General features: G+C 36.9%; 8 protein-coding genes and 1 pseudogene. 7 read left to right on the forward strand and 2 right to left on the reverse strand.

What is annotated here, in order from left to right:
- From BGO88_RS16725 to BGO88_RS16755, 7 genes and pseudogenes are all read left to right on the forward strand, one after another.
- A pseudogene (locus BGO88_RS16725) lies at nucleotides 1-1030 on the forward strand (hypothetical protein); the annotation flags it as partial.
- Between the two features lie 539 nt (nucleotides 1031-1569).
- Nucleotides 1570-2478 (forward strand): hypothetical protein, encoded by a 909-nt coding sequence (locus BGO88_RS16730; RefSeq protein ID WP_286707649.1) that lies wholly within the window; start codon nucleotides 1570-1572, stop codon nucleotides 2476-2478.
- 335 nt (nucleotides 2479-2813) lie between these two features.
- Complete coding sequence (locus tag BGO88_RS16735) at nucleotides 2814-3728, forward strand: hypothetical protein (RefSeq protein WP_286707650.1); 915 nt, start codon at nucleotides 2814-2816, stop codon at nucleotides 3726-3728.
- 13 nt (nucleotides 3729-3741) lie between these two features.
- Nucleotides 3742-4647 carry a hypothetical protein gene (locus BGO88_RS16740; protein WP_286707651.1) on the forward strand — a complete coding sequence of 302 codons (906 nt, stop codon included), beginning with the start codon at nucleotides 3742-3744 and terminating at the stop codon, nucleotides 4645-4647.
- A 261-nt stretch (nucleotides 4648-4908) separates the two neighbouring features.
- On the forward strand, nucleotides 4909-5817 hold the full coding sequence (locus BGO88_RS16745; protein ID WP_286707652.1) for a hypothetical protein: 909 nt from the start codon (nucleotides 4909-4911) through the stop codon (nucleotides 5815-5817).
- Between the two features lie 27 nt (nucleotides 5818-5844).
- Nucleotides 5845-6768 carry a hypothetical protein gene (locus BGO88_RS16750; RefSeq protein ID WP_286707653.1) on the forward strand — a complete coding sequence of 308 codons (924 nt, stop codon included), beginning with the start codon at nucleotides 5845-5847 and terminating at the stop codon, nucleotides 6766-6768.
- Nucleotides 6769-6809: 41 nt separating this feature from the next.
- Nucleotides 6810-7709, forward strand: a complete 900-nt coding sequence (locus BGO88_RS16755; RefSeq protein WP_286707654.1) for a hypothetical protein — start codon at nucleotides 6810-6812, stop codon at nucleotides 7707-7709.
- 1224 nt (nucleotides 7710-8933) lie between these two features.
- On the opposite strand, the gene BGO88_RS16760 is transcribed toward BGO88_RS16755, so the two are convergent.
- Complete coding sequence (locus BGO88_RS16760; protein ID WP_286707655.1) at nucleotides 8934-9698, reverse strand: LytR/AlgR family response regulator transcription factor; 765 nt, start codon at nucleotides 9696-9698, stop codon at nucleotides 8934-8936.
- 89 nt (nucleotides 9699-9787) lie between these two features.
- Nucleotides 9788-12796, reverse strand: a complete 3009-nt coding sequence (locus BGO88_RS16765; RefSeq protein ID WP_286707656.1) for a sensor histidine kinase — start codon at nucleotides 12794-12796, stop codon at nucleotides 9788-9790.
- Nucleotides 12797-12914 lie beyond the last annotated feature (118 nt).

Below are 12914 nucleotides of genomic sequence, written 5' to 3' on the forward strand. Positions count from 1 at the left end.
TACAGCAACAGGCTTAGGCAAGACACTGTCTACAGACGGTATTATTCAGGTGAACAGTGCTAGCTCTTTGGCGAACTCTGTTCTGGCTGATGCAGCATTAAGCATTGCAAACAATTCCATAACTACAGCCAAAATAGCTGATGATGCAGTAACCGTAGCCAAAATAGCCAATGCGGGTAACAACCAAGTGCTGACTACTGATGCAACAGGTGTTCCAACGTGGGTAAACAAAAATACTCTGGATAACATTTATACGGCTGATGGTAGTTTATTAGACAATAGAGTAGTAAATACAAATGGTAAGACTCTTAGATTCAGAGCAACAACACCTGAAACAAGAGAAACGATATTTGACTTCTCTACTGGGGCTTATTTAACAAATGCTACGACAACAGGCAGGTCTAACATAAGAGTGTCATCCGGAGGCAGTATAGTAGATTTATATCAGGACTCGGGTAACCGTGCCCAACTTGTTTCAAGCGGTACTTCTACAGGACTTGTAGTAGGGACTGCAAATACTTCTGCCAGACCTCTTGAACTTATCACCAATGGTACTACCAGAGTGCATGTTTCGAGTGCTGGAAAGGTAGGTATAGGCACTACGAATATGTTAAGTACTACCAATACAAATGTGCTGCTTGCCGTTAACGGTTCAATAGAAACAGCCAATTCTACTTATGCCGATTATGTATTTGAAGACTATTTTAACGGTACTTCTGAACTGAAAAAAGACTATACTTTCAAATCTATAAAAGAAGTCGAAGAGTTTATCAACACAAATAAACACTTGCCGGGTATTACCAGCATCAAAGACTTACGTCAAAACGATAAAGGCGAATACATCTTTAATATGTCTGAACTTTCAATACAGATGCTGGAAAAAGTTGAAGAATTGTATCTGCACACTATTGAGCAGCAAAAACAGCTGGAGGCTAAAGATAAGGAAATAAACCAGCTAAAAGAAGCTACAAAAAGCATGGACGAACGTTTAAAACAATTAGAAAAAATAGTGCTTGAACAGAAAAAATAAAGTAAACAGGTTTTAGGAGCCGGGATTTCAAACCGGCTCCTGTGCCTGCTTATTGGGGTAAGTTTGGAATAAAATAATTCAAAATGAATAATATAAATTAATTATTAGGAAAATTTATACCAGGATAGATTCATAGTTATATTTTTGCTTGCTACTCTACGCCTTAGCGGGCAATTATCTTTATAAAGATACAGAACCGTAAAGTATAAAAGGTTTGAAAAGCTGACTTTCATTGAGTGTGGGCTTCATAAATCTGTATCTGTGGCTAAAATAAAAATTGTAACTCAAATTGTTCTGCCAAAATAAGTTTTCCTTTATTTGGTATTTAACATAATGTCTTAAAAGCAATTAGAGAAAATAGTACTTAAACAGAATAAGTAAAAAAAGTTTTTTGGAATCCGGGATTTTAAACCGGTCTTCAAACATTTCTCATTATTATTGGATAGATTTTTGTCAATAGTAATGATAGCATAACAATCCAGATACAAAGCAGTCATAAATTGACTGCAAATTTTAGTTATAAGCCATAAAGATTTTTTATGAAGCAGATTTTTTTAATCCTGTTGCTTTACAGCACAGGCATGATGTCACAAAACACTGGGATATTCACCAAAAACCCGGGTAGCAGTTTGGCTGTTAACGGTTCTTTTGCCGGCGACTATAAAATAGTGACCGGCAATGTTATCCTTAATGATTCTGATTCTTATATTGCCTATAATGGAAATACCGATGGCATAATTCAACTGCCCGTGGCCATTAGCGGACCGGGCAACTTCAAAGGACGTATTTACAGGATTAAGAATACAACCGGCAATTGGAATCTTACGGTTGCTGCACAGAATCTGGAAAAAATAAATGCGGTGACGGAAGTAAGCAGTATACTGCTGCCTCCCGGCTTTTATGCTGAATTCATTAGCAAGGGCACTACCACAGGCACTACCTGGGAACTCACTATGCGGGTGCCCGTAAGGCTATCTTTACCAAAGGCCAAAGTGGTAGATATTGCATATTCTGTACCAAGGAATTCGAGTACCATAACCGCTGAGAGGTTTACAATAAAAAACGGAAATCCGCAGCCTATTATCGATGCTATACTTCCCCATAGCAGTACTTCGTTTAGCTTGTCTGAACCCCAATCAGTATTTCTGAACTTTACAGCAGGAATTGATAATATAGCGACTCTTCAACCGGGGCAGCAAACGATGCCAACAATTTTTTACCGTTGCGAACTGTATATAGACAATGTGGCTACGGGGCTTTTCCAGATTGTGCCACTAGATGGAGAGGGTTCTCATTTGCGGTTCAGCCTGTTTGGCGTTCGTGATTTGCCTGCAGGACAGCATACTATCCATGCCAAATTTTCTTTATGGTTTGCCGGTGGAAATAATACTTTTACCACTCAATTTGGAGTCATGTCACTTTTGTTAAGTGCCACATATACAAATTAACCTGAGTTCGTGATAAGAAACAACAATAAAATAATTATTAAAATATTGATAATAGGCATAATAACGATTATCTTATCTGGGTTTTAGATTTTTAGTCCCTTAAAATTTTATAGTAAATGAACAAAATATTTCAATTCACACTTGTTTTTATATCCTGAAAACTAAGAGAATGAAATCAGAAACCATAAATCAGAAACCATAAATCAGAAACCATAAATCAGAAACCATAAATCATAAATCATAAAATTTAAACATCTGATTTATTAATGCTTACACAAAATCCTTAACCCGAACTCAGGTTAAATTAAAAAACTATGAGCCAAAAAGATTTTATTATGAAACAGCTTTTTTTAATCCTGTTGCTGTACGGCACAGGCGCGATGTCTCAAAACACCGCAATAAACATTGGAGTAAACACCAAAAATCCGGGCAGTCGCTTGACTGTTAACGGTTCTTTTGCAGGCGATTATAAAATGGTTGGTGACGAAAATAGAGATATTGTTTTGGATGATTCCAATTTTTATGTTGCTTACCGTGGATACTATGGCGCCACATTTAAACTTCCTAAGGCCATTAGCGGGCCGGGCAATTTTAAGGGGCGCATTTACAGAATTATAAATAACGGTATCATGCAAATGGGTACTATTAAAATAACTCTTGAGGCATTGGGTGTGGAGAAAATAGATGCCGAAGGCGATGTAGATTATATAGTGGTGCCTCAAGGCTATTATGTTGAATTGGTTAGCAAGGGTACTACCACCGGAACTACCTGGGAACTTTTTAAGTTTATGCCTCATGTTGGATTAGGTGGATATTCCGAACAATTCAGTAAAATTACAATCTTTAAATATGAAGTTCCAAAGAATAGCAGTCCACAATTAAAATTCACTTTAAGTCCTCCAACCGTTACAGATGTTGCAATTCCGCTTGGCACAGGAAGTATTTATCTGCAACAACCCACAGCTCTGTTTTTTCACTTTTCAGCAGGGCTTAGTCTTATAAATTTTTTCTCTCCGGGTGATTATTATCATTTTTACCGTTGCGAACTGTTCATAAATAATACACCCACAGGCATTTTTCAGGTTGTGCAGGAGCATAGTAAGAGTCTGCAGTTTAACGCGTATGGTACATATTATTTGCCGGCAGGCATGCACAATGTAGAACTCAGACTCTCTTCCTGGCATGACTTTGGGCAGCCGCGGAATATGACATATGGAGTTTTGTCGCTTAGTCTATATGGTCACATGTAAAAAAAATTATACGATGTTACAATTTACAAAATATTTCATACTGCTTTTTTTGTTTACAGCAACCGGAAGTTTTGCCCAGAACACTGCAATAAATACCGGGATAAACACCAAAAATCCGGGCAGCCGTTTGACAGTTAACGGTTCTTTTGCGGGCAATTATAAAATTATAACCGAAAATGCTGTCCTGGGCTTTACAGATTATTTTACGGCCTATAATGGCAATGCTGACGGCACGGTCCATCTGCCTCCGGCCGGCTCGGGTTCTTTAAAAGGACGTGTTTATATTATAAAAAATAACAGCAATTACAATCTAACCGTTATTCCCTCGGGACAGGAGCAGATACGTAATTATAACACGCTATTAGTTGCACCGGGTTATTCTGCAAAATTAATCAGTGAGGGTACAATCACGGGCATTACCTGGGCTGTAATAACAATGACGGATACTAAAGTGAAACCCAAGAATATTAAAAAAGCGTTGGACTATTCTTTTGGAATGGATAGAGGTGCCTATCCGATACCTCCGACAGCGTTTACAGTGCCGGACAGCAATCCTGTGCTTGTTCCGGAAAGCCAGACAATGTTTACCACGTCTGTTGGAGTTTTGACTCCTGTATTCATAAATGTTGCCGTAGGGCTGGCTGATTTGACTTCGCCGAAAGTGTTTTCAAAAAGTCCTTATTACCGTTGTGAATTGTATATTAACGGACGATTATATGATACCCAGATTATACAGCAACAATATGTAGGCTCCTCGTTACAGTTTAATCTTTCCGATGTCTTTTATGTATATCCCAGTTCTAATAGTAATAGTATCCAGCTCAAGATTACCCGTTGGAATGATGACGGCCATACAGGTGCCCAACAATTTATGGTTTTGTCTGTGGTTTATGATGGGGTATATCTGCTTAGGCAGTAATAGATGCTTTGCGGTTAGTCAAGATAAAGAAATTAAGGTGCCGGAATAATGAATAAAAGTTGAACACAATTAACGGGAATCTTGTCCAGGCAGAAAAAGTAAAAAAAGTTTTTTTGGAATCCGGGATTTTAAACCGTTTTTCAAAAAATTCTCATTATTATTGGTTAGATTTGTGTCCATAGTAATGACAGCATAACAATCCAGATACAAAGCAGTCATAAATTGACTGCAAATTTTAGTTATAAGCCATAAAGATTTTTTATGAAGCAGATTTTTCTAATCCTGTTGCTTTACAGCACAGGCATGATGTCACAAAACACCGGTATATACACCAAAAATCCGGGCAGCAATTTGGTTGTTAACGGTTCTTTTGCAGCCGACTATAAAATAGTGACCGGCAATGTTATCCTTAATGATTCCGATTTTTATATTGCCTATAATGGAAATACCGACGGCATAATTCAACTGCCCGTGGCCATTAGCGGGCCGGGCAACTTCAAAGGACGTATTTACAGGATTAAGAATACAACCGGCAATCGGAATCTTACGGTTGCTGCACAGAATTTAGAAAAAATAGATGCGGCGACGGAAGTAAGCAGTATACTGCTGCCTCCCGGCTTTTATGCTGAATTCATTAGCAAGGGCACTACCACCGGCACTACCTGGGAACTCTCTATGCGGGTGCCCGCAGTGTCATCTTTTGAAGTGACCAAACTGGTAGATGTTGCAAGTTCTGTAGCAAGGAATTCAGTTAGCTCTTCTCAGGATAGATTTACTATAGTAAGAGGCAATCCCAGTATTTTAGACATTGTAATTCCCGGTAGCAGTAATTCGTTTACCTTGTCTGAACCCAAAACAGTATTTTTAGACTTTGTGTTAGGAATTGATGATTTAGAATCTATGGTATTTGGACAGATTGTTATGATGCCTTATTACCGTTGCGAACTGTATATAGATAATGTGGCTACGGGTATTTTCCAGATTGTACAGCAAAATTATATAGGGTCACAATTACAGTTCAGCATGTCTGGCGTACGCGATTTGCCTGCAGGACAGCATACTATCCATGCCAAACTTTCTTTATGGAGGTCTGGAGGAGGAGTTTCGTCGGGAACAGCCAATACATTCGGAGTTTTGTCACTTTTGTTAAGTGCCGTATATATAAATTAAAGAACTATGAGCCAAAAAGATTTTATTATGAAACAGCTTTTTTTAATCCTGTTGCTGTACAGCACGGGCGTGATGTCTCAAAACACCGCGATAAACACCGGAATAAACACCAAAAATCCGGGCAGCCGCTTGACTGTTAACGGTTCTTTTGCAGGCGATTATAAGATAGTTAGTGGCGATGTTACATTAGATGATTCCGATTTTTATATTGCCTTTAATGGAATTGGTAGAGGTACAATACTACTCCCTAAGGCTATTAGCGGGCCGGGCAATTTTAAAGGACGCATTTACGGAATTAAGAATATAAGCGCCCAGGGTGAACTTTTCGTTTTTTCTGAAGCACCGAGTTTGGAGAAGATTGACGCTACAGGCGATGTAGATTATATAGTGGTGCCTCCCGGCTATTATGCTGAATTGATTAGCAAGGGCACTACCACCGGAACTACCTGGGAGCTTTCTATGTTGGCGCCTACTAAATTGTCTTCAAAAATGACCCGACTGTTAAATGTTGCAATAGGAGTGCCAAAGAATAGCAGTTATCAATCGCTATTTACTATTGGGCCTCCAAGCAGTTTAGATGTTGTAATTCCGGGTAGCAGAGGTTCGTTTTTCTTGACGGATGATAACCCCAGAGCTTTATTTCTAAACTTTACAGTAGGGCTTGCTCTTGTAGATTCCGGTACACAGGTTTTTCCACCGGGTTCTGTTATTTCTTATTATCGTTGCGAACTTTTTGTAAACGATATGCCCACAGGCATTTTCCAGGTTGTGCAGGAGAATAGTAAGGGTCTGCAGTTTAACTTGTCCGGTAAATACAATTTCGTACCTACAGGATGGTGGCCTACTATCCATGCTAAAATCTCTGCCTGGAATAGTTTTGGGTCTGCGAATAATCATGTGTTAGGAGTTTTATCGATCCTGCTAAGTGTTGATAGCATAACCCGGACATAAATTAATCTCTTTTTTAGCCCCCTGATTTAAAAAAAAACGCTATGGAGTTACAATATAAGAAATATTTCATACTACTGTTTTTGTTTGCTTCGGCAACCGGAAGTTTTGCCCAGAACACCGCAATAAATACCGGAATAAACACCAAAAACCCGGGCAGCCGCTTGACAGTTAACGGCTCTGTCGCGGGCGATTATAAAATTATAACCGGAAATACTGTCTTGGGCTATACGGATTATTATACGGCCTATAACGGCAATGCTGATGCTATGCTCCATCTTCCTCCGGCCGGATGGGGCTCTTTAAAAGGGCGTGTTTACAGTATAAAGAATACCAGCAATTACATGCTAACCGTTATTGCTCCGGCACAGGAAACTATATATGGAACAGCCAATATGTCTTCAGTAACGGTGCCGCCGGGTTATTATGCAAAATTAGTCAGTAGGGGTACAGTCACGGGCAGTACCTGGGAATTATTAGCAATTATGGATAGTAAAGTGACATCTGTGACTGTTAAAAAGGCATTGGACTATGCGTACGGAATGGAGAGAGAAAGCTCTAATATATCAGCATTTACACTGTCTGACAGCAATCCTACACTTATTCCCGAAAGTCAGACAATGTTTACAATGCCTGTTGCCAGCCCCGTAATTTTAAATGTTGCTGTAGGATTGGCTGGCGATGTTTTATATCCTAGCTATTATAAAAGTCCTTATTTCCGTTGTGAAATAATTATTGACGGAGTAGCCACAAATTTCTTTCAGATTGTACAGCAACATTATCTACAATCCTCGTTACAGTTTAAAATTTCCGGAGTCTTTAATTTATCTGCCGGTCCTCATGGCATCTGGCTTAATATTACCCGTTGGAATGATCTCGGTTATGTATATGTCCCGACATTTAAGGTTTTGTCTGTGGTTTATGACGGGGTATATCTGGATTGATTTTTTTCCAAAGCAAAAAAAATAGAGCACAGTGAGAAAGTTATGATTTTGCTGCCTGCACAGTTTTATGAAATTTATCGTGAGTAAAGGGCAGCTTTTCACGCTTCATTTAAACATTGCGACTCTGCGAGCCACTATTTCATGCAAAGACGCAGAGCCGCAAAGCAGGGAAGAAATTTATTTTTGAATAAAGTTTCCAAAAGTCATTCAAGTTTTCGCCCATACGTGAAACTACCCGATAGCCATTAAAGAATTTTTTGCCTTTGGTGAAAGAGTAAAAAAGGAGGCCATCTGTTTCATGTTTGTATAACGATGTATTTTTTCCTACTAAACTATGATGATTTTTTTATGAAGATGGTAGGATGACCTCCTGTTTTAATACAAAGTGCCTCTTTAACTAGATATTATGAATAATTAGAAGCCCAAATCTATAATTCATAGTAACATATCTGAGGATTGAGAATGTTATGAGAGGCACTTGTTTATTTAATAAGTAGTGTATTTATTGTCAATTGATAAAAGAAAGCGGCTTTTATTTATTCCTAATTGTTGCGTCTTTATCAAAAATAATCCATTACGAAAAATTTAGAGCCCGCTTTCTTATTGCATGTTTTTATATCAAACAAATAACTGTTTTTTTTATTTTTTTAGACAGCATAGTTATAGTGTCTCTCTAGTTTTTCGATTTTTATCTAAACTAAACTTTTATAAGAACGTTGTTGGTGAGAGACACTATAGCTACGAACATATAATATGTTACTGCCTTTGGCAAAAATCTCGTTTCTGGAAGTTTGCCTATACAAAGATTGCAGATTATAATAATAAAGCCAATCGCAAAGTAATAACTGGTTGTTATTGCGAATAACTGGAAGAATATGGGAGTAAGTGGTTTTTTAGAGTGTTTAAAAAACAGGTGGCTATAGCGGGGCATACCAACAGAATAGTGAATTTAGCCACAGATTAAAATGATTTGACAGATTTAAAGAATCTATATAAAATGAAAGAAAACCCGAAAAGGGTTACTGTCGTAATTTTTTCTTTTATAAGGCTTAATTACTTTGCGACTCTGCGCCTTTGCGAGCCATTATTTCATACAAGGGCGAAGAGACCCAAAACAGGACAAGTTATAAAACTTACTTTACCTAAATAAGAATCTTTTTGGTGTAGAGTTACCGATAATCAATTAAAAACAACTGCTGTAAAAGGAAAACAAGGAAAGAAAGTTTAGTTTTTGATTTTGAGAAATCGATGAAAATCTTCGAGTTTACGTCTGGCAATAGGTAATAACGTGCCGTCCGACATTTCGCAATAGCTCCCATCTTTTTTGATAATCGTAATAAGGTGCTCAATATTGAGTATAAAAGAATGGTGTATTCTGAAAAAGCGGGTTTTGTCCAATGTTTCCTCAAAACTTAAAAGATTTTTACTTGAGGTGTATTTTTTGCCTTCAATGGTATGGAAAACAGTATACTTATTGTCTGCCTCAATATAGGTAATCTGGCTGCTTTTAACCATATCAACCTTATCCAGGGAAGGAATAGCTATATATTCTTTGTTTTCTGAAAAAGAAACGGGTTCGCCTGAAAATGATGTCAGCTTCCCAAAATCAAAAAAGTCTTGTTGCTCAATATTTTTTATAGCCTTGTTTACGGCCAAAATTACATCTTCTATAATGATTGGTTTTAGAATATAATCCACAGCATTATACTTAAAAGCTTTAAGAGCATACTCGTCATAAGAAGTAACGAAAATTACCTGCGCTTTAAGGTCATCCAATTGGTCAAGGATTTCGAAGGAATTGCCTTCGTTTAATTTTATATCCAAAAAAAGAATATCCGGTTCCTTCTCCCTGATTTCTGAAATGCCTTCTGATATGGTCAGGGCTTCGCCCACGACTTCTATACTCGGGCAGTATTTGGTGACGAAATGTTTTAATAAGGCTATATTGTTGACTTCATCGTCAATTATGAGGGCTTTATGGGCTTGCATATGTTTAAAATTGGAGGAGACTAAAGTTAAGAAAATTTTGCAAACCTGCCAATAAAGTTAAATAATTAAGTGAAAATTAAGAATCACTCTCAAGGCTGTTGTAATTTTAAAGTTACCCGTGTGCCGCAAGGCATTCCGTTTTTTTCTAAATCGTCAATTTTAAGGATAACAGTTTTAGCATTATTATTGGAATAGTTCATGATGTTAATGCGCTCATTGACTATTGTGGTAGCCCATGATTTGTGTGATTCTTTTTTATTTACAGCATTTTTTGCAGCCATAATTCTGCCAATTCCATTATCTTCGACAACAACCACCAAATACCCTTCTTCCATAGAAAAACTGATCGTTAGTTTTTTGTCCTGTTTTTTAGAAAGCCCATGCAGTATGGCATTTTCTACAAAAGGCTGGATTAGCATTCCTGGTAGAAAAATAGTATTGGTATCCCCAACGCTGTTTTGAACATTTACAGAATATTTTAATTCATCGTTGAGCTGCAAATTGTTGAGTAGTAAATAATTGTTGAGGTATTCAATTTCGCTTTTGAGCGTGATGAGTTCCTGCCTTGAAATGTCGAGCGTTTGCCTGAAAAGTTTAGAAAAAGCACCAAAATATTTGTTGGCTTCGGCTTCTCCTTTTAAAATCAGAACACTTTGCATATTATTTAAAATATTAAATACAAAATGAGGGTTCATCTGGGCTCTTAGGGCACTGGATTTTAGTTCCTTGATTTCTTTTTCCCTTTCAAAAAATCTTTTTTGTCTTTGATTGCGCCTGATAAAAAAATAGATTATGGAACCAAGCGCCAACAATGACATTAAGATGATGAAGAGCGGCGTTTTATAAAAAATCTGTTCTATGTGAAGGTTAATCTTTATTTCGTTGAGGGTTTCAATGCCTTTCGCATCTTTTCCTTTTACCCGTAATACATAATTCCCGGGCGGTAGACTGGGAAGCTCAACAAGCCCCGATGTTCCGGCATCTATCCACTCATTTCTGAGTCCTTCTATTTTATAGAGATAGGTGTTTTTTTCAATATAAAACAGTTCATTAATGGAGAATACTGCCGAGAAATAATTTTTATTGTAAGGAAGGTTGATTGTTTTTTTATTAAGACTTAAATAATCGGTTACATTTTTATTCCTGTCACTGGAAAAATAGGTTGAGCTATACAAAAAAATAGTATGGGGATGTTTTCCCCGGAGTTCTATTTTTCCGGGATTGAATTCGACGATACCGTTTAGGCCTCCGAAATAAAATGCACTCTCATTTTTTTTGTAGGCAGATCTGAGATTAAATTCATTGTCAGCCAGACCGTCTTCTTTATAATACAAGGCGAAAAAACCTTTCTGTTTGTCAAATCGGGTGAGCCCGTAATAGGTTGAAAACCATAATGCTTCCTTGCTTTCCAATATGCCACATATAGTATTATTTGAGAGTCCGTCAGATTGTGTCAGGTTTTTGAACCAATTTGTTTTTGGGTCCAGGAAAACAATTCCTCTGCCATCAGTACCAATCCATAGATTGCCTTTTTCGTCTTCATGTAATGTCAACAGGCTTTTATAATCAAAGGCTGGGTTAATATTCTTGAAATTTATAAAATCTTTTCCTTTTTCCTTTAAGAAAAGCCCATCCCGGGTTGCAATCCATTTTTTACCATCTTTAGCCTCTGTAAGGCTGAGAACAGGAATATTACCCAAATAATAACCATCTTCTACGTAAGGATTTATTTCTTCTGTTTTTTTATTGAGAATATATAAGCCTTTGTTTGAGCCAATCCATAATTCATCAGGTAATTTTTCTTTCATGTATTCAACCTTGAAACCTTTTGGTAACTCAATGTTTTTTATTGTATGGGTAAGCAGGTTTATTTTTTTAATCCAATGGTATTCTTGTGAACCCCATAAGATAGAATCATTTTTGTCTAAAACGATAATATCGTATGAGCCTTTTTTTTCACCTTTAATTAAAAATTTTTCCGGTTTTTTATCCTTTTCCTGTTTGAAAAGGCCTTCGTAGGTAGCTATGAACAGATTGTTTTTTGAATCTGAAACAATGCCTCTTGTACTATACTGCTTGTCATCGAATTGCAGTTTCCTTTTAAAATTATTTGGTATTATTAGTAATTTGAAAAGTTCATCATAACCGGATATCCATATAAAATTAGGATAATGCTTGTTGTTGGATATTGAAATTTGCTTTTTGAAGTGTAGGGTGTCAATGGTAGTAATTTCGTTAGTTTTCTTATTAATCTGATTAATAAAGAGATTCGAATCATCTGCCAAATAAAGCTTTGAATCTACAACCAAAGCTCTGCTACTCCAGTTACAGCTGCCTAAATAGCAGGTTTCATCATACGGATAATTAAATATTTGTATGTTCAATCCTTTTAAATAGATGTATTTGTAAGGCACATTGTTGTACTTATAATAACCGCTACTGTTTTCGGTTACAATTTTACCGTTTTCAAAAAGAGTAAATTCAGGATTAATTTCCTTATCCAGAGTATGGATGTTTATAAAAAAATGTATTCCTTCAGAATCAATATAGAAAAGATTGTATCCGGATTTTGCAATGATCCTGCCATTGTTTAAAACCCTGATTATTTCAATTTCGTGTTTCCCTTTCAAAAGGAGGTGAGTGACCTGGGTAACCTTTCTGTCGGGTGTAATTTTAATAAGGTAGCGCGAGCCATTACTAATCCAAAGATTATCCATTTCGTCTTTGGCAATAAATGATTTGGAGCTTAATTTTTCCGTAGGATATTGAATGCGATCCACCTGAAGTTTATCTGCCGTAATGATATAAGCCTTATCCAGTTCGGCAGCCCAAATGGTATTATTATGGTCTTGAATCCATGCGTTTTTGGAAATATAAAAGTTGTCGTCATGGCTGTTCCCATCTTTATAAAATTGATACCGGAGCTTGTTTTTTCCGTCAAATCTATAAAAATCCCCATCACGATTGGTTGCATACCAAACAAACCGGCTATTATCAACAAAAGCCGAACTCGAAAAAAGATAAGTGTTAAATCCGTCGCGAATCTGGGCTTCTTTTAAAGCATAATCCTGTCCGGATACACAAACAGTAAATAACAAAAAAAATAGAGTTATGCGTAAATGCATGGAAAAATAAATTACACAACTAAAATAGTCATTTTATAGAAATAAATAACAATATGTTTTTTGAAAGCAATTTACCACTTACTCCCCAATT

Source organism: Flavobacterium sp. 38-13 (assembly GCF_001899155.1).
GTDB lineage: Bacteria > Bacteroidota > Bacteroidia > Flavobacteriales > Flavobacteriaceae > Flavobacterium > Flavobacterium lindanitolerans.